The organism is Pseudomonas sp. FA-1 (assembly GCF_056856075.1).
In genome coordinates this window covers 43,315-60,775 of the sequence record NZ_JBWXTH010000006.1, presented here as the reverse complement: position 1 = coordinate 60,775, position 17,461 = coordinate 43,315, and the positions used below count along the sequence as shown (strand labels likewise).

The 17,461-nt window shown below is 64.2% G+C and carries 15 protein-coding genes; 12 read left to right on the top strand and 3 right to left on the bottom strand.

Annotated features, from left to right (window positions below; genetic code table 11):
* Positions 1 to 382: 382 nt before the first annotated feature.
* From aat to infA, 3 genes are all read left to right on the top strand, one after another.
* Positions 383 to 1,063 (top strand): leucyl/phenylalanyl-tRNA--protein transferase, encoded by a 681-nt coding sequence (aat, locus tag AC1MHZ_RS12565; protein WP_084855705.1) that lies wholly within the window; start codon positions 383 to 385, stop codon positions 1,061 to 1,063.
* Between the two features lie 55 nt (positions 1,064 to 1,118).
* A complete protein-coding gene (locus tag AC1MHZ_RS12560; protein ID WP_084855706.1) occupies positions 1,119 to 1,826 on the top strand; it encodes an arginyltransferase in 708 nt (235 codons plus the stop codon).
* 102 nt (positions 1,827 to 1,928) lie between these two features.
* Positions 1,929 to 2,147 (top strand): translation initiation factor IF-1, encoded by a 219-nt coding sequence (infA, locus tag AC1MHZ_RS12555; RefSeq protein WP_002553999.1) that lies wholly within the window; start codon positions 1,929 to 1,931, stop codon positions 2,145 to 2,147.
* 171 nt (positions 2,148 to 2,318) lie between these two features.
* On the opposite strand, the gene clpA is transcribed toward infA, so the two are convergent.
* On the bottom strand, positions 2,319 to 4,589 hold the full coding sequence (gene clpA, locus AC1MHZ_RS12550) for an ATP-dependent Clp protease ATP-binding subunit ClpA (protein ID WP_084855707.1): 2,271 nt from the start codon (positions 4,587 to 4,589) through the stop codon (positions 2,319 to 2,321).
* A 30-nt stretch (positions 4,590 to 4,619) separates the two neighbouring features.
* Positions 4,620 to 4,982, bottom strand: a complete 363-nt coding sequence (gene clpS, locus AC1MHZ_RS12545) for an ATP-dependent Clp protease adapter ClpS (RefSeq protein WP_043212233.1) — start codon at positions 4,980 to 4,982, stop codon at positions 4,620 to 4,622.
* A gap of 229 nt (positions 4,983 to 5,211) precedes the next feature.
* Here clpS and cspD point away from each other — a divergent pair, with 229 nt between their 5' ends.
* Positions 5,212 to 5,469 carry a cold shock domain-containing protein CspD gene (gene cspD / locus AC1MHZ_RS12540; RefSeq protein WP_084855708.1) on the top strand — a complete coding sequence of 86 codons (258 nt, stop codon included), beginning with the start codon at positions 5,212 to 5,214 and terminating at the stop codon, positions 5,467 to 5,469.
* A gap of 70 nt (positions 5,470 to 5,539) precedes the next feature.
* Here cspD and icd read toward each other — a convergent pair whose 3' ends face one another.
* Positions 5,540 to 6,796, bottom strand: a complete 1,257-nt coding sequence (icd, locus tag AC1MHZ_RS12535) for an NADP-dependent isocitrate dehydrogenase (protein WP_084855709.1) — start codon at positions 6,794 to 6,796, stop codon at positions 5,540 to 5,542.
* A gap of 429 nt (positions 6,797 to 7,225) precedes the next feature.
* On the opposite strand from icd, the gene AC1MHZ_RS12530 reads away from it, so the two are divergent.
* The 8 genes from AC1MHZ_RS12530 (at position 7,226) to AC1MHZ_RS12495 (ending at position 17,385) form a co-directional block, all read left to right on the top strand.
* Entirely contained in the window at positions 7,226 to 9,451 is a 2,226-nt protein-coding gene (locus AC1MHZ_RS12530; RefSeq protein WP_084855710.1) for an NADP-dependent isocitrate dehydrogenase, read from the top strand.
* Between the two features lie 191 nt (positions 9,452 to 9,642).
* Entirely contained in the window at positions 9,643 to 10,083 is a 441-nt protein-coding gene (locus tag AC1MHZ_RS12525; RefSeq protein WP_084855711.1) for an NUDIX hydrolase, read from the top strand.
* 57 nt (positions 10,084 to 10,140) lie between these two features.
* Positions 10,141 to 11,265: a tRNA 2-thiouridine(34) synthase MnmA gene (gene mnmA, locus AC1MHZ_RS12520; RefSeq protein ID WP_084855712.1), complete on the top strand. Its 1,125-nt coding sequence runs from the start codon at positions 10,141 to 10,143 to the stop codon at positions 11,263 to 11,265.
* Entirely contained in the window at positions 11,262 to 11,888 is a 627-nt protein-coding gene (gene hflD, locus AC1MHZ_RS12515; RefSeq protein ID WP_084855713.1) for a high frequency lysogenization protein HflD, read from the top strand. Before mnmA ends, hflD begins: the two co-directional genes overlap by 4 nt.
* A 245-nt stretch (positions 11,889 to 12,133) precedes the next feature.
* Positions 12,134 to 13,504, top strand: a complete 1,371-nt coding sequence (purB, locus tag AC1MHZ_RS12510) for an adenylosuccinate lyase (RefSeq protein ID WP_084855714.1) — start codon at positions 12,134 to 12,136, stop codon at positions 13,502 to 13,504.
* 81 nt (positions 13,505 to 13,585) lie between these two features.
* On the top strand, positions 13,586 to 14,752 hold the full coding sequence (locus AC1MHZ_RS12505; RefSeq protein WP_084855715.1) for a ribosomal protein uL16 3-hydroxylase: 1,167 nt from the start codon (positions 13,586 to 13,588) through the stop codon (positions 14,750 to 14,752).
* Positions 14,745 to 15,179: a GNAT family N-acetyltransferase gene (locus AC1MHZ_RS12500; RefSeq protein WP_084855716.1), complete on the top strand. Its 435-nt coding sequence runs from the start codon at positions 14,745 to 14,747 to the stop codon at positions 15,177 to 15,179. The genes AC1MHZ_RS12505 and AC1MHZ_RS12500 overlap by 8 nt, the downstream gene beginning before the upstream one ends.
* A gap of 244 nt (positions 15,180 to 15,423) precedes the next feature.
* The gene (locus tag AC1MHZ_RS12495; RefSeq protein ID WP_084855717.1) at positions 15,424 to 17,385 is read left to right on the top strand and encodes a DNA topoisomerase III; all 1,962 of its coding nucleotides are present in this window, start codon (positions 15,424 to 15,426) and stop codon (positions 17,383 to 17,385) included.
* Positions 17,386 to 17,461 lie beyond the last annotated feature (76 nt).

The following is a 17,461-nucleotide window of genomic DNA, read 5'->3' as shown; positions in this document are numbered from 1 at the left end:
CACGCCACGGGCATGAACGGGGCGGATTCCCTATGGGTGCAATTTGAGCACGCATTTACTTTCGTGACAAAGGCTTATGCTGTGTTTTTGCACAGGTATGACAGCAAATGCGCCGGATGGTGCCGGCGGTCGCATGAAATGTCCCATGCGGCTTGCGCCGCTCCACAGGGATTTCGCAAGTCTTGAGAGCGGCCCAATCTCGGTGGGAACTGGCGACAGCCCGCGATGGGCTGCAAAGCAGCCCCAAGCGGTCCATCGCAGGCTCCGCCAACCCCCACGAAACAAGCGGAGCCCGACTCGTCCAGCGGCACAAGGCCAGAGATTGACCTCTTCGACCCTGCGCGCCATGCTGCCCTCTCCCCTCCCCCACCACCGAAAGACCATGCTTACCTGGCTGACCCGCGACTCCCTGACCTTCCCGCCCCTGGACAAGGCTTTGCACGACCCCAACGGCCTGCTCGCCGCGGGCGGCGACCTGAGCCCGGAGCGCCTGGTGCAGGCCTATCGCCATGGCTGTTTCCCCTGGTACCAGGACGGCCAACCGATCCTCTGGTGGTCACCCGACCCTCGCACTGTCCTGTTCCCGGACGAGCTGCACGTATCTCGCTCGCTGGCCAAATTCATCCGCCAAGGCCACTACCAGGTCAGCTTCGACACTGATTTCGCCGCGGTCATCGCCGCCTGTGCCGCGCCGCGCGACTACGCCGACGGCACCTGGATCACCGACACCATGCAAACGGCCTACTGCGAGCTGCACCGGCGTGGCATCGCCCATTCGGTGGAGGTGCGCCAGGACGGTAAGCTGGTCGGCGGCCTGTATGGCCTGGCGATGGGCCGGCTGTTCTTCGGCGAATCGATGTTCAGCCGCGCCGACAACGCCTCCAAGGTAGGTTTCGTCGCCCTGGTCGACCACCTGAAGGCCGCCGGCTTCGTGCTGATCGACTGCCAGATGCCGACCAACCACCTGCACAGCCTCGGCGCCCGCACCATCAGCCGGGCCGCCTTCGCCGAGTACCTGGCGCGCTACCTCGACCAGCCCAACACGGCCACCTGGGCTCGCTAGGCGAGTTCTGCCAGCTGGCTTACACTTAAATCAAAGTCTTGCCGAGGGGTTGATCATGACAGAGCTGGCGCGGTTGAAGTTCTATGCCACTCAGCCCCACGCCTGCAGCTACCTGCCAGACGAGCAGGCGACTACGCTGTTCCTGGACCCCAGCCAACCGATGGATGTGCATGTCTATGCCGACCTGTCGGAGATGGGTTTCCGCCGCAGTGGCGACCACCTGTACCGCCCTCACTGCCAGCACTGCAATGCCTGCGTGCCTGCACGTATCCCGGCCGCGCGCTTCATTCCCAACCGCCAGCAACGGCGCATCCTCAAGCGCAACGCCGACCTGACCGTCACCGCTGCCCGCCCGGCCTTTCGCGAAGAATATTTCGACCTCTACCGGCGCTACATCGAGCAGCGCCACGCCGACGGCGACATGTATCCGCCGAGCCGTGACCAGTTCTCCACCTTCCTGGTGCGCGACCTGCCGTTCTGCTGGTTCTACGAATTCCGCCTCGAAGGCCGGCTGATGGCCGTGGCCGTGTGCGACCTGCTGCCCAACGGCCTGTCAGCGGTCTACACCTTCTACGAGCCAGAAGAAGAACGCCGCAGCTTGGGGCGCTACGCCATCCTCTGGCAGATCACCGAAGCCCTGCGCCAGGACCTGGAGGCGGTCTACCTGGGCTACTGGATCAAGAACTGCAAGAAAATGAACTACAAGACCCAGTACCGGCCTATCGAACTGCTGATCAACCAACGGTGGGTTACCCTCAATTGAAAGCATTGGCTTGAAACACAGTTTTCGGGCATAATCCACGCCACTTTTTTGCCCGGTGCGGTTGTGCGTCGGGCCATCACTGGATACCGAGGGCTTTACTGCATGTCGAAAGAAGACAGCTTCGAAATGGAAGGTACTGTCGTCGACACCCTGCCCAACACCATGTTCCGCGTGGAGTTGGAAAACGGGCACGTCGTAACCGCGCACATCTCTGGGAAGATGCGCAAGAACTACATTCGTATTCTCACTGGCGACAAGGTCCGCGTCGAACTGACGCCGTACGACCTGAGCAAGGGCCGCATCACCTACCGTGCGCGCTAAGCTCCAGCCATGAAAAAGCCCGGCCATGTGCCGGGCTTTTTTGTGCGTGTTTTTTAGCAGCAAGGGCTGCCTTGCAGCCCTTTCGCGGCGCAAGGCCGCTCCTACAAGGATCGTGCAGGCTCTGTAGAAGCAGCCTTGCGCCGCGAAAGGGCCGCAACGCGGCCCCCGCTGTTACGCAACCTCAGCCGTGGTCTCGAAGTCGAACACCAGCTCGCCATCGCGCAAGTCGACGTGCACCACCCCGCCATGCTCGGACAGCTCGCCGAACAGGATCTCCTCGGCCAACGGCCGCTTGATCTTGTCCTGGATGAGCCGCGCCATGGGCCGCGCCCCCATCTGCACATCGTAGCCGGAGGCAGCCAGCCAGCCGCGTGCGTCATCACTGACTTCCAGCAGCACACGTTTGTCCTCGAGCTGCGCCTGCAGTTCGATGAGGAACTTGTCGACGATGCTCTTGATGGTCTCGTGGCTCAGGCGGCCGAACTGGATGATGGTGTCCAGGCGGTTGCGGAACTCCGGCGTGAAGCTCTTGCGGATCACTTCCATGGCATCGGAGGTGTGGTCCTGCTGGGTGAAGCCGATCGAGGCCCTCGCGGCGGTTTCGGCGCCGGCGTTGGTGGTCATGATCAGGATCACGTTGCGGAAGTCCGCCTTGCGCCCGTTGTTGTCGGTCAGGGTCCCATGGTCCATCACCTGCAGCAGCAAGTTGAAGACTTCCGGGTGGGCCTTCTCGATTTCATCGAGCAGCAGCACGCAATGCGGCTGCTTGGTGATCGCCTCGGTCAACAGGCCGCCCTGGTCGAACCCGACATAGCCTGGAGGCGCACCGATCAGGCGCGACACGGTGTGCCGCTCCATGTACTCGGACATGTCGAAGCGCACCAGCTCGACACCCAGGGCCTTGGCCAGCTGGCGTGCCGCCTCGGTCTTGCCCACACCGGTGGGGCCGGCGAACAGGAACGAGCCGACCGGCTTGTCCGGCGCCTTGAGCCCGGCACGGGAGAGCTTGATCGCGGTCGCCAACGAGTCGATGGCGGCATCCTGGCCGAACACGGTGAGCTTGAGGTCACGCTCCAGATTGCGCAGCAGCTCCTTGTCGGAGCTGGTGACATGCTTGGGCGGGATCCGCGCGATCTTGGCGACGATGTCCTCGACCTGCGACACGTCGATCCGCTTGACCCGGCTACCTTCCGGCTGCAGGCGCTGATAGGCGCCGGCTTCGTCGATCACGTCGATGGCCTTGTCCGGCATGTGCCGGTCATTGATGTAGCGCGCAGCCAGTTCGGCGGCGGCGCGCAGGGCCTCATCGCTGTACTCGATGTTGTGGTGGGTCTCGAAGCGGCCCTTCAGGCCACGCAGGATGCCCACGGTATCTTCCACCGACGGCTCGGTGACGTCGACCTTCTGGAAGCGTCGCGCCAGGGCCCGGTCCTTCTCGAAGATGCCGCGAAACTCCTGGAACGTGGTCGAGCCGATGCAACGGATGTCCCCGGAAGACAGCAGCGGCTTGAGCAGGTTGGACGCATCCATCACCCCGCCCGATGCCGCACCGGCACCGATGATGGTGTGGATCTCGTCGATGAACAGGATCGCCTGCGGGCGCTTGCGCAGCTCGCCGAGCAGCGCCTTGAAGCGTTTCTCGAAATCACCGCGGTACTTGGTACCGGCCAGCAGGGCGCCAAGGTCGAGGGAGTAGACGACACTCTGGGCCAGCAGGTCAGGCACCTGGCCGTCGACGATGCGCTTGGCCAGGCCTTCGGCGATGGCGGTCTTGCCCACGCCGGCCTCGCCGACCAGCAGCGGGTTGTTCTTGCGCCGGCGGGCAAGGATCTGGGCGACCCGCTCGACCTCCTGCTCGCGCCCCACCAGCGGGTCGATGCGGCCCAGACGGGCCAGTTCATTCAGGTTGCTGGCATAGGCGTCCAGGGGGTTGCTCGAGGATGCGGCCTCGCCACCCTCCTCATCCTGCATGTCCTGGTCGCTTTCGCTGTGCGAACCGTGGCCCGGCACCTTGGAGATGCCATGGGCGATGTAGTTGACCACGTCGATGCGCGCCACGCTCTGCTGCTTGAGCAGGAACACGGCCTGGCTTTCCTGTTCGCTGAAGATCGCCACCAGCACGTTGGCGCCGGTGACCTCGCGCTTGCCGGAGCTCTGCACATGGAACACGGCACGCTGCAGGACACGCTGGAAGCCCAGGGTCGGCTGGGTTTCGCGGTCCTCGTCATGAACGGGAATCAGCGGTGTGGTGGAGTCGATGAACTCTTGCAGGTCGTGCTTGAGCTTGTCGAGATTGGCACCACAGGCGCGAAGAACGGTCGCGGCGGCCTCGTTGTCAAGGAGTGCAAGCAGCAGGTGTTCGACGGTCATGAACTCATGACGCTTCGAACGAGCCTCCTTGAAGGCCAGATTGAGGGTGACTTCGAGCTCGCGGTTTAACATAGCTTCACCTCATACCCAAGTGGTCGGCGATTAACCGTCCTTCTCGATTTCACAGAGTAGCGGATGCTGGCTTTCCCTGGCGTATTGGTTGACCTGCATGGCCTTTGTCTCGGCGATGTCACGGGTAAACAATCCGCACACTGCCCGCCCTTCGGTATGGACGGTCAGCATGATCTTGGTCGCCAGCTCGCGGTTCAGATTGAAGAACGTCTCGAGCACTTCGACGACGAAATCCATTGGCGTGTAGTCATCGTTGAACAAAACCACCTTGTACATCGGTGGCGCCTGCAGGATCGGCTTGGCTTCCTGTACCGCCAGACCGGAGCCGTCGTCCTCGTTCGATTGCGGGCGATCCTGATTGAATGTTAGTCGAATCTGGCTGAGTGGTTGCATGGAAAGAATTTCATCATATCGACAGGTTAAGGTAGTGGGTTGACCGCGCAGGCCGCTTCCGGCGCGGGCGCCGTCTGACCTTGACTATCGGCAAAACGGTGTTACAACCAATAAGAACCCACCGTGGTCGATAAAGATCCGCGCAGTCAACCAGATTTTTTCGCATGGTTCGTATGCGGATGACCGGATGATACTCCAGTGATGGAGTCCTTTGCAGAGGGACATGAGGATGGCGAGCGGTAAAGTCAAGTGGTTCAACAATGCCAAGGGCTATGGTTTCGTCAACGAGGAGGGTAAAAGCGAAGACCTGTTCGCCCATTATTCGCATATCCAGATGGACGGCTACAAGACGCTCAAGGCTGGCCAGGCCGTGACCTTCGACATCGTCCAGGGCCCGAAGGGGCTACACGCTGTGAACATCTCCAACGCCGGCGCCACCCAGGCCAAGGTCGAGGCCCAGCCGGCAGGCATCACCGTACAGGCCTGACCGGCCCCACCTTCTGCAGGCACATCGGCAGCCGGCCAGCCCCGCAAGGGCTGGCCGGTTTTCATTGGCCTCACATGTGCTTGATCATCTCATCGCCGAAGCCCGAGCTGCTGACCAGCGTGGCCCCTTCCATCAGGCGCTCGAAGTCATAGGTGACGGTCTTGGCGGCGATCGCGCCGTTGGTCCCCTTGATGATCAGGTCGGCCGCCTCGGTCCAGCCCATGTGGCGCAGCATCATCTCGGCCGAGAGGATCACCGACCCCGGGTTGACCTTGTCCTGCCCGGCATACTTGGGCGCGGTGCCATGGGTGGCCTCGAACATGGCCACGGTGTCGGAGAGGTTGGCCCCCGGCGCGATGCCGATACCGCCGACCTCGGCCGCCAGGGCATCGGAGAGGTAGTCACCGTTGAGGTTGAGGGTGGCGATCACGTCGTATTCAGCCGGGCGCAGCAGGATCTGCTGGAGCATGGCATCGGCGATGGCATCCTTGACGATCACTTCACGACCGCTCTTGGGGTTCTTGAACTTCATCCACGGGCCACCGTCGAGCAGCTCGGCGCCGAACTCATCCCGTGCCACCTCGTAGCCCCAGTCCTTGAAGGCCCCCTCGGTGAACTTCATGATGTTGCCCTTGTGCACCAAAGTCAGCGATTCGCGGTCGTTATCCACCACATATTGCAGGGCCTTGCGCACCAGGCGCTTGGTACCCTCGCGGGAAACCGGCTTGACGCCGATGCCGCAATCCTGGTCGAAACGGATCTTGGTGACGCCCATTTCCTCTTTGAGGAACTTGATCACCTTGTTCGCCTCCGCAGAGCCGGCCTTCCATTCGATGCCGGCATAGATGTCCTCGGAGTTCTCGCGGAAGATCACCATGTCGACGTCCCCCGGCTTCTTGACCGGGCTCGGCACGCCCTGGAACCACAGCACCGGGCGCAGGCAGACGTACAGGTCCAACTGCTGACGCAGGGCCACGTTCAGCGAACGGATGCCCCCACCGACCGGCGTGGTCAGCGGGCCCTTGATCGACACCACATAGTCGCGCACCGCGTCGAGGGTTTCCTGGGGCAGCCAGGTGTCCTGGTCATACACCTGGGTAGCCTTCTCGCCGGCATACACCTCCATCCAGGCGATCTTGCGCTTGCCGCCGTAGGCCTTCTGCACGGCGGCATCCACCACCTTGATCATCACCGGCGAAACATCGACACCGATACCGTCGCCCTCGATGTACGGGATGATGGGGTTGTCGGGAACGTTGAGCGAATGGTCTGCATTGACGGTGATCTTGGCACCGTCCGCCGGAACCTTGATTTTCTGGTATCCCATGCTGCACTACTCCGCGTTTTCCAGGTGTGATTGGACATCCTGCGATCCAATGAGCCTAAACCACATCCGCCGACCTGCAAGGCATGCGACAACCGACCACATTGCGGATACGTCTTTGGTCTTATAAATGGGCCGATATCACTTGGCCTTGCTGATTAGCCCGAATGGTTTGGTATACTGCGCCGCGACCGAAGGGTCATCGGGGCGATCCCTAGGCAAAATGCGGACCGCCCTTGGCCATGAATGGATACCAAGCCTGGCCACTAAGCCTGTGCTGTTACCGCAGCCCAGCACTTGACGCTCGACTGATGCATCCACCATCACCGCTCGCAGCCTCTCGACTTTCCGCTCATGGCGCTGCCAGGGCGATGCGCCTACCCTGCGCACCACGAGACTCGAGCACGCTCAGCACACAGAGAGTTAACCCGCATGCCCACCCGTTCCAAGATCATCTATACCTTCACCGACGAAGCCCCCGCCCTCGCCACCTACTCGCTGCTGCCGATCATCGAAGCCTTCACCGCTTCGGCTGACATCGCCGTCGAAACCCGCGACATTTCCCTGGCTGGCCGCATCCTCGCCGCCTTCCCGGAGCAACTGGGCGCAGAGAAGCAAGTAGGCGATCACCTGGCGGAACTGGGCCAGCTGGCTACCACCCCTGAAGCCAACATCATCAAGCTGCCGAACATCAGCGCCTCGGTACCGCAGCTCAAGGCCGCGATCAAGGAACTGCAAGCCAAGGGCTTCAACATCCCGGACTACGCCGACGAGCCGGCCACCGCGGAAGAGAAGGAATCCCGCGCCCGCTACGACCGCATCAAAGGCAGCGCCGTGAACCCGGTACTGCGCGAAGGCAACTCCGACCGCCGCGCCCCGCTGTCGGTCAAGAACTATGCCCGCAAGCACCCGCACAAGATGGGCGCCTGGGCCGCCGACTCCAAGTCGCACGTTGCCCACATGACCCAGGGCGACTTCTACGGCAGCGAGAAAGCCGCACTGATCGAAGGCGATGACAGCCTGCGTATCGAGCTGGTCGCCAAGGACGGTTCCACCACCGTCCTCAAGGAAAAGACCGCCGTCAAGGCCGCTGAAGTCATCGACTGCGCCGTCATGAGCCGCAAGGCCCTGAAAGCCTTCATCGCCGAGCAGATCGCCGATGCCAAGGCCTCGGGCGTGCTGCTGTCGGTGCACCTCAAAGCCACCATGATGAAGGTCTCCGACCCGATCATGTTCGGCGTCATTGTCGAAGAATTCTACAACGACGTGCTGGCCAAGCACGCCACCGAGCTCGCCCAGGTCGGCTTCAACGCCAACAACGGCATCGGCGACCTGTACGCCCGCATCAAGGACTTGCCAGCCGACAAGCAGGCCGAGATCGAAGCCGACATCCAGGCCCTGTACGCCGTTCGCCCGGCGCTGGCCATGGTCAACTCCGACAAGGGCATCACCAACCTGCACGTACCGAGCGACGTCATCGTCGACGCCTCGATGCCTGCGATGATCCGCGACTCGGGCAAGATGTGGAACACCGCCGGTGAACTGCAAGATGCCAAGGCTGTCATCCCTGACCGCTGCTACGCCGGCATCTACCAGGCCGTCATCGAAGACTGCAAGGCCAACGGCGCCTTCGACCCGACCACCATGGGCAGCGTGCCGAACGTCGGCCTGATGGCGCAGAAGGCCGAGGAATACGGCTCCCACGACAAGACCTTCCAGATCAAGGCCGACGGCGTCGTGCGCGTGGTCGACAGCAAGGGCCAGGTACTGCTGGAGCAGAACGTCGAGGCCGGCGACATCTTCCGCATGTGCCAGACCAAAGACGCGCCGATCCAGGACTGGGTCAAGCTGGCCGTCAACCGTGCGCGCCTGAGCAACACCCCGGCGGTGTTCTGGCTGGACCCTGCCCGCGCCCACGACGGCGTCATGATCGAGAAGGTACAAAAGTACCTGAAGGACCATGACACCAGCGGCCTGGACATCCGCATCCTGGCGCCGGTCGATGCCATCAAGTTCTCCCTGGCCCGCATCCGCGAAGGCAAGGACACCATCTCGGTGACCGGCAACGTACTGCGTGACTACCTGACCGACCTGTTCCCGATCATGGAGCTGGGCACCAGCGCCAAGATGCTGTCGATCGTCCCACTGATGAGCGGCGGCGGCCTGTTCGAGACCGGCGCCGGCGGTTCGGCACCCAAGCACGTGCAGCAGTTGGTCGAAGAGAACTTCCTGCGTTGGGACTCGCTGGGTGAATTCCTGGCCTTGGCCGCTTCCCTGGAGCACCTGGGCAACACCTACGACAACCCGCGCGCCAAGGTCCTGGCCAACACCCTGGACCAGGCCACCGGCAAGTTCCTCGACACCAACAAGTCGCCTTCGCGCAAGGTCGGCGGTATCGACAACCGCGGCAGCCACTTCTACCTGACCCTGTACTGGGCCGAGGCCCTGGCCGCCCAGAACGACGACGCAGCCCTGCAGGCACGCTTCGCGCCGCTGGCCAAGACCCTGGCCGAGAACGAAGCGACCATCGTCGCCGAGCTGGCCGCTGTCCAGGGCAAGCCAGCCGACATCGGTGGCTACTACGCCCCGGATGCCGAGCTGACCGCCAAGGTGATGCGCCCAAGCCAGACCCTCAACAGCGCCATCGCCGCCCTGTAAGGTTCGCTTGAAGTAACACCACAAACCCCGGCCACGCACCGGGGTTTGTGCTTTCTGGATAAACGATTTCTGGCCGCCAGCGCGGACTCTGTGGGAGCGGGTTTACCCGCGAATGCGATGGCGAATCCACTGACGCATTCGCGGGTAAACCCGCTCCCACAAAGGCTGTGCAAGCCTCCAAGGAGCTGTTCATGACCTGGCAACCCCACATCACTGTCGCCACCGTCGTCGAGCACGACGGCAAGTTCCTCTTCGTCGAGGAGTTCAAGGCCAACCAACACGTGTTCAACCAGCCCGCCGGCCACCTGGAGCCCAACGAGACCCTACCCCAGGCTGCCCTGCGCGAAACCCTCGAGGAAACCGCCTGGGAGGTCGAACTCACCGGCGTGGTCGGTATCTACCTCTATACAGCCCCCAGCAACGGCGTGACCTACCAGCGCGTCTGCTTCGCCGCCCGCCCCGTGCGCCACCACCCCGACCGCGCGCTGGACAGCGACATCGTGCGCGCCGTCTGGCTGACCCGTGAAGAGCTGCTGGCCGACCCTGCGCGCTGGCGCAGCGAACTGGTGCCACGCTGCCTGGACGACTACCTTGCCGGCCCGCTGCACAGCCTCGCGCTGCTACGCGACTGACGCGAAGGCCTTGGCCTGATAGAATCGGAATTTTTCCCCAGATACACACCGGTAGCCATGACCAGCCCAGCATTCAAAGACCCCGCCAAGACCCGCGTCATCGTCGGCATGTCCGGCGGCGTGGACTCTTCCGTCTCCGCCCTTCTGCTCATGGAGCAGGGCTACCAGGTGGAAGGTCTGTTCATGAAGAACTGGGAAGAAGACGACGGCACCGAATACTGCACCGCCCGCGAAGACCTGGCCGACGCCCAAGCCGTGTGCGACCGCATCGGCATCAAGCTGCACACCGCCAACTTCGCCGCAGAATACTGGGACAACGTGTTCGAGCACTTCCTCGAGGAATACAAGGCAGGCCGCACGCCGAACCCGGACATCCTCTGCAACCGCGAGATCAAGTTCAAGGCGTTCCTCGACTACGCCCTGTCCCTGGGCGCCGACCTGATCGCCACCGGCCACTACGTGCGCCGGCGCGACACCGGCGAGCTCACCGAGCTGCTCAAGGGCCTGGACCCGAATAAGGACCAGAGCTACTTCCTGCACGCTGTCGGCGGCAAGGAGATCGCCCGCACCCTGTTCCCGGTGGGTGAGCTGGAAAAGCCCGAGGTGCGCGCCATCGCCGAGAAGCACGGCCTGGCCACGGCCAAGAAGAAGGACTCCACCGGCATCTGCTTCATCGGCGAGCGCCGCTTCAGCGACTTCCTCAAGCAGTACCTGCCTGCCCAGCCCGGCGACATCGAAACCACCGACGGAGAAGTGATCGGCCGCCACCACGGCCTGATGTACCACACCATCGGCCAGCGCCAGGGCCTGGGCATCGGCGGCCTGAAGGATGCCGGCGACGAGCCGTGGTACGTGCTGCACAAGGACCTCGCCCGCAACGTGCTGGTGGTCGGCCAGGGCAACGAACACCCTTGGTTGTTCTCCCGCGCCCTGCTGGCCTCGGAGATCTTCTGGGTCAACCCGGTCGACCTGGGCAGCCCGCGCCGGCTCACCGCCAAGGTGCGCTACCGCCAGGGCGACCAGGCGTGCACCCTGGAACGCACCGAGGGCGGCTACCGCGCGGTGTTCGACGAACCACAGCGTGCCGTCACGCCAGGCCAATCGGTGGTGTTCTACGATGGCGAGGTGTGCCTGGGCGGCGGCGTGATCGAGGCTGCCGAGCCCTGGAGCCCACGCCAATGACCAATCTCCAGGAGCAACTGGTCGCCCTGGGCGGCGTGTTCCAGGCTGCGGTGCTGGTCGACCGCATCGCCCGAACCGGCCAGGCCAGCGAGCCCAATATCGGCTGCATGCTCGGCAGCCTGCTGGTCCGCGACCCCAAGGACACCCTGGAGGTGTTCGGCGGTGACGACCTGAACCTGCGTGACGGCTACCGCGCGCTGGTCGGCGCCCTGGAACGCGACCCCAGCAGCCTGCAGCGAGAGCCCCTGCGCTATGCACTGTCGATGCTGGGTCTGGAGCGTCAGCTGGCCAAGCGCGACGACATGCTCGACACCATCGGCAAGCGCCTGCCGCAGATCCAGGCCCAGGCCGACCACTTCGGCCTGGTTCACGATAATGTCATCGCTTCCAGTGGAGCCTTGTACCAGGACACCCTGAGCACCTTGCGCCAGCGGATCCAGGTGCACGGCGACATGCGCTTCCTGCAGCAGGCCGGCAACGCCTCGAAGATCCGCGCCCTGCTGCTGGCCGGCATCCGCGCCGCGCGCCTGTGGCGCCAGCTGGGTGGGCACCGCTGGCAGCTGGTGTTCAGCCGGCGCAAGTTGCTCAACCAGCTGTACGACATGATGCGCGCGCCTTCCTGAAGGACCGACGCAAGCCCTGTAGGAGCGGCCTTGCGCCGCGAAAGGGCCGCCAAGCGGCCCCGGCGATCCAAGCCAGATCCAAGACCCGGGGTCCGCTGCGCGCCCCTTTCGCGGCGCAAGGCCGCTCCTACAGGGGCACTGCAACATGATTCATAGCGCTGACCTTTGGTCAGCCACCCAACTGCGGCGCAATTTTCATGTATGATATGCGCCCTTCCAAAAGCCTGACTGTCCGAGAACACCCCATGCAGCTCTCCTCGCTCACTGCGGTTTCCCCTGTAGACGGCCGCTACGCCGGCAAAACCCAGGCCCTGCGCCCCATCTTCAGCGAATTCGGCCTGATCCGTTTCCGCGCCCTGGTCGAGGTGCGCTGGCTCCAGCGCCTGGCCGCCCACCCGCAGATCGGCGAAGTGCCGGCGTTCTCCGCCGAAGCCAACGCCCTGCTGGACAGCCTGGCCACCGATTTCAAGCTCGAGCACGCCGAACGCGTCAAGGAAATCGAGCGCACCACCAACCACGACGTCAAGGCCATCGAATACCTGCTCAAGGAACAGGCCGCGACCCTGCCGGAACTGGCCAAGGTCAGCGAGTTCATCCACTTCGCCTGCACCAGCGAGGACATCAACAACCTGTCCCACGCCCTGATGCTGCGCGCCGGCCGTGACGACGTGCTGCTGCCGCTGATGCGCCAGATCGCCGATGCCATCCGCGCCCTGGCCCACCAGTACGCCGACGTGCCGATGCTGTCGCGCACACACGGCCAGCCGGCTTCGCCGACCACCCTGGGCAAGGAGCTGGCCAACGTGGTCTACCGCCTGGAGCGCCAGATCGCCCAGGTCGCCGCCGTGCCGCTGCTGGGCAAGATCAACGGTGCCGTGGGCAACTACAACGCCCACCTGTCGGCCTACTCGCAGATCGACTGGGAAGCCAACGCCCGCGCCTTCATCGAGGACGAGCTGGGCCTGGTGTTCAACCCCTACACCACCCAGATCGAGCCGCACGACTACATCGCCGAGCTGTTCGACGCCATCGCCCGCTTCAACACCATCCTGATCGACTTCGACCGCGACGTGTGGGGCTACATCTCCCTGGGCTACTTCAAGCAGAAGACGGTCGCCGGCGAAATCGGCTCCTCGACCATGCCGCACAAGGTCAACCCGATCGACTTCGAGAACTCCGAAGGCAACCTGGGTATCGCCAACGCGCTGTTCCAGCACCTGGCCAGCAAGCTGCCGATCTCCCGCTGGCAGCGCGACCTGACCGACTCCACCGTGCTGCGCAACCTGGGCGTGGGCTTCGCCCACAGCGTCATCGCCTACGAAGCCAGCCTCAAGGGCATCGGCAAGCTGGAAATCAACACCCAGCGCATCGCCGCCGACCTGGACGCCTGCTGGGAAGTGCTCGCCGAGCCGATCCAGACCGTCATGCGTCGCTTCAACATCGAGAACCCCTACGAGAAGCTCAAGGAGCTGACCCGTGGCAAGGGCATCACCCCTGACGCGCTGCTGACCTTCATCGACGGCCTGGACATGCCGGCCGAAGCCAAGGCCGAGCTCAAGCTGCTCACCCCGGCGACCTACATCGGTAACGCCGCAGCGCAGGCCAAGCGCATCTAAGCTGATCCTCGCGTTCAACGCCCGGCTTGGCCGGGCGTTTTTATTCCCGGATAAAAACTACGTTTTTTCAATAGGTTGAACATGAATCCTGATACTCCACTGCAGCTGCTCGGCGGCCTGACAGCCCGTGAATTCCTGCGTGACTACTGGCAGAAGAAACCCCTGCTGGTGCGCCAGGCCTTCCCGGACTTCGAAAGCCCCCTCGACCCCGACGAGCTGGCCGGCCTGGCCCTGGAAGAGGAAGTCGAGTCGCGCCTGGTGCTCGAGCACGGCGAGCGCCCCTGGGAGCTGCGCCGCGGCCCGTTCGCCGAGGACAGCTTCGCCGACCTGCCGGCGCGTGACTGGACCCTGCTGGTCCAGGCAGTGGACCAGTTCGTGCCGGAAGTGGCCGAACTGCTGGAACACTTCCGCTTCCTGCCCAGCTGGCGCATCGACGACGTGATGGTCAGCTTCGCAGCGCCCGGCGGCAGCGTCGGCCCGCACTTCGACAACTACGACGTGTTCCTGCTCCAAGGCCATGGCAAGCGCAACTGGAAGATCGGCCAGATGTGCGACAGCGACAGCCCACTGATCGAGCACGCCGACCTGCGCATCCTCGCCGACTTCGAGCAGAGCAACGAGTGGACCCTGGAGCCCGGCGACATGCTCTACCTGCCGCCTCGCCTGGCCCACTACGGCGTGGCCGAGGACGACTGCCTGACCTACTCGGTAGGTTTCCGCGCCCCGAGCGCCGCCGAAGTGCTGACCCACTTCACCGACTTCCTCAGCCAGTTCCTGCCCGAAGAAGAGCGCTACAGCGACGCCGACGCCCAGCCGGCCAGCGACCCGCACCAGATCCAGCACGATGCCCTGGACCGCCTCAAGGCCCTGCTGGCCGAGCACATGGGTGACGAGCGCCTGTTGCTGACCTGGTTCGGCCAGTTCATGACCGAGCCGCGCTACCCGGAGCTGGTGTCCGGCGAGGAGCTGAGCGAAGACGACCTGGTCGACAGCCTGGAACAGGGCGCCATCCTGATCCGCAACCCCAGCGCGCGCCTGGCCTGGTCGGAGGTCGACGATAACCTACTGCTGTTCGCCAGCGGCCAGAGCCGCCTGCTCTCGGGCCACTTGCGCGAGCTGCTGAAGCTGGTGTGCGCCGCCGACGCCCTGCACATCGAAAACCTTGTACAGTGGCTGGAAGACGAAGAAGGCCTGACACTGCTCTGCCAACTGGTCAAACAAGGAAGCCTGGGGTTTGCCAATGAATAAGATCAGCGTTCGCCTCGCCGACTGGCACAAAGACAACGCCGATATCCGCCGTATCCGCGAAGCGGTGTTCGTTGCCGAGCAGCACATTCCGCCAGAGCTGGAGTTCGACGCGGAGGACCAGGACGCCCTGCACTTCCTGGCCCTGGAGGGCGACTACCCGATCGGCACCGCCCGCTTGCTGCCCGACGGTACCATCGGTCGCATCTCGGTACTCAAGGACTGGCGCGGCCTGAAGGTCGGCGACATGCTGGTGCGCGCAGTGATCATCGAGGCGCAGAACCGCGACCTCAAGCAACAGATGCTCAGCGCCCAGGTCCATGCCACGCCGTTTTACGAGCGCCTGGGCTTCCGGGTGGTCAGCGAGGAATTCCTCGAAGCCGGCATTCCCCATGTGGACATGGTGCGCGACTCTCGCGAGCCGGCCTGAGATTGCGCCTCCAGCACCTGTTGTAGGAGCGGCCTTGCGCCGCGAAAGGGCTGCATCGCAGCCCCGTCGCCTTGTGCGACGACGCTCGAACCTGGGGCCGCCTTGCGGCCCTTTCGCGGCACAAGGCGGCTCCTACAGGTCTGCGCCCACCCGAAAACTGTATATCCATCCAGATAAAGCTTGCCTACACGCCCTGGCTTGCGCATTCTAGTGCTCATCATTTTCCGATGAAGCACTTCCGGCCATGCGCCTGTTCCTCTGCGAAAAACCCTCCCAGGCAAAAGACATCGCCAAGGTCCTCGGCGCCAACCGCAAGGCCGACGGCTGCTGGCAAGGCACCGACGTCTGCGTGACCTGGTGCATCGGCCACCTGCTCGAAACCGCCCCGCCCGACAGCTACGACGAACGCTACAAGCGCTGGAACCTGGCCGACCTGCCGATCATCCCGGAAAAATGGAAGATGCTGGTCAAGCCCAAGACCGCCAGCCAGTTCAAGGCAGTCAAGCGGCTGCTGGGCGAAGCCCGGGAGCTGGTGATCGCCACCGATGCCGACCGAGAAGGCGAAATGATCGCCCGCGAGCTGGTGGAACATTGCCGCTACCGCGGGCCGATCCAGCGCCTGTGGCTTTCGGCCCTGGACGACGCCTCGATCCGCAAGGCCCTGGCGCGCCTGCTGCCAGGGCAGGACACCTTCAGCCTGTACCACTCGGCCCTGGGCCGCTCCCGCGCCGACTGGCTGATCGGCATGAACATGAGCCGCCTATTCACCCTGCTCGGCCGCCAGTCCGGTTACCAGGGCGTATTGCCGGTGGGCCGGGTGCAGACTCCGACCCTGCGGCTGGTGGTGGACCGGGACCGCAGTATCACCGACTTCGTGCCCGTGCCCTACTGGGCCATCGAGGTGCAGCTGGAAAGCGCCGGGAGCGTCTTCAATGCCCAGTGGCGCGCGCCTGAAGACGCCTGCGACGACCAGGGCCGCTGCCTGAACCAGGCCCTGGCCCAGCAGGCCGCAGCCGCCATCGGCGCCGCCGGCAGCGCCCAGGTGACCAAGGTCGCCACCGAGCGCGTACGCGAAGCCGCGCCCCTGCCCTTCGACCTGGGCACCCTGCAGGAGGTGTGCTCGAAGAAGCTCGGCCTCGGTGCCCAGGAAACCCTGGACATCGCCCAGGCCCTGTACGAAACCCACAAGCTGATCACCTACCCGCGCAGTGATTGCGGCTACCTGCCGCTCAGCCAGCATGCCGAGGCCCCCGCGATCCTGGCGGCCCTGCAACGCGTCGACGCCAGCCTCGCGCCACTGCAGCCGCACCTGGAACCGCAACGCCGCTCCCGGGCCTGGAACGACGCCAAGGTCAGCGCCCACCACGGTATCATCCCCACCGCCGCCGCCAGCGACCCCTCGCGTCTGCCGCCCAAGTACAAGGCGGTGTACACCCTCATCCGCGCCCGCTACCTGGCGCAGTTCCTGCCCAACCATGAATACGACCGCACCCAGGCCGAGTTCGACTGCGTCGGCCACGCCTTGCGCGCGGTGGGCAAGCAGATCGTCGAGCCTGGCTGGCGCCGCGCCCTGCCCGAGGCGCTGACACCCGCCAAGGGCCGCGAAGCACCGCCCGCGCAAGTGCTGCCGCCGTTGCATCACGGCCAGGCCTGCGCCGTGCATGGCCTGCAGCTCAAGGACCTGTGGACCCAGCCACCCAAGCCCTTCACCGAAGGCGACCTGATCAAGGCGATGAAGAACGTGGCCAAGCTGGTGGACGACCCACTGCTCAAGCAGAAGCTCAAGGAAACCACCGGCATCGGCACCGAGGCCACCCGCGCCAGCATCATCCAGGGCCTGCTCGACCGCGGCTATCTGGTCAAGCACGGCAAGGCCCTGTCCGCCACGCCAGCGGCGTTCAGCCTGATCGATGCCGTGCCCCGGGCCATCGCCGACCCGGGCACCACGGCCATCTGGGAACAGGCGCTGGACATGGTGCAGAGCGGTGAGATGAGCCTGGAGGAATTCGTCGCCCGGCAGTCGGCATGGATGGGCAAGCTGGTACAGCGCTGCAGCGGCATGCGCCTGACCATCAGCGGGCCGCCGGTGCCGGCTGGGGGGAAAGGGGCCCCCTGGAAGAAGAAGCGGCGCGCTTCCGGGAAAGGTACCGAGAACAAAACCACCAGCCGCAAGCCAAGGCAGCCACGGCGCAAGGCCTCCAGCTAATGTATCGCCTGCCTGGCCTTATCGCGGGACAAGCCCGCTCCCACAAGGATCGCACTGTCTCCAGCGTCTGTGGGAG

What these genes read in the sequence shown, in the direction of transcription:
- infA (WP_002553999.1), top strand. Translation starts at nt 1,929, where the DNA reads ATGTCGAAAGAAGACAGCTTCGAAATGGAAGGTACTGTCGTCGACACC.
- AC1MHZ_RS12500 (WP_084855716.1), top strand. Translation starts at nt 14,745, where the DNA reads ATGAATAAGATCAGCGTTCGCCTCGCCGACTGGCACAAAGACAACGCC.
- purB (WP_084855714.1), top strand. Translation starts at nt 12,134, where the DNA reads ATGCAGCTCTCCTCGCTCACTGCGGTTTCCCCTGTAGACGGCCGCTAC.
- hflD (WP_084855713.1), top strand. Translation starts at nt 11,262, where the DNA reads ATGACCAATCTCCAGGAGCAACTGGTCGCCCTGGGCGGCGTGTTCCAG.
- AC1MHZ_RS12530 (WP_084855710.1), top strand. Translation starts at nt 7,226, where the DNA reads ATGCCCACCCGTTCCAAGATCATCTATACCTTCACCGACGAAGCCCCC.
- cspD (WP_084855708.1), top strand. Translation starts at nt 5,212, where the DNA reads ATGGCGAGCGGTAAAGTCAAGTGGTTCAACAATGCCAAGGGCTATGGT.
- clpS (WP_043212233.1), bottom strand. Translation starts at nt 4,982, where the DNA reads ATGCAACCACTCAGCCAGATTCGACTAACATTCAATCAGGATCGCCCG.
- AC1MHZ_RS12560 (WP_084855706.1), top strand. Translation starts at nt 1,119, where the DNA reads ATGACAGAGCTGGCGCGGTTGAAGTTCTATGCCACTCAGCCCCACGCC.
- AC1MHZ_RS12505 (WP_084855715.1), top strand. Translation starts at nt 13,586, where the DNA reads ATGAATCCTGATACTCCACTGCAGCTGCTCGGCGGCCTGACAGCCCGT.
- AC1MHZ_RS12495 (WP_084855717.1), top strand. Translation starts at nt 15,424, where the DNA reads ATGCGCCTGTTCCTCTGCGAAAAACCCTCCCAGGCAAAAGACATCGCC.
- mnmA (WP_084855712.1), top strand. Translation starts at nt 10,141, where the DNA reads ATGACCAGCCCAGCATTCAAAGACCCCGCCAAGACCCGCGTCATCGTC.
- clpA (WP_084855707.1), bottom strand. Translation starts at nt 4,589, where the DNA reads ATGTTAAACCGCGAGCTCGAAGTCACCCTCAATCTGGCCTTCAAGGAG.
- AC1MHZ_RS12525 (WP_084855711.1), top strand. Translation starts at nt 9,643, where the DNA reads ATGACCTGGCAACCCCACATCACTGTCGCCACCGTCGTCGAGCACGAC.
- icd (WP_084855709.1), bottom strand. Translation starts at nt 6,796, where the DNA reads ATGGGATACCAGAAAATCAAGGTTCCGGCGGACGGTGCCAAGATCACC.
- aat (WP_084855705.1), top strand. Translation starts at nt 383, where the DNA reads ATGCTTACCTGGCTGACCCGCGACTCCCTGACCTTCCCGCCCCTGGAC.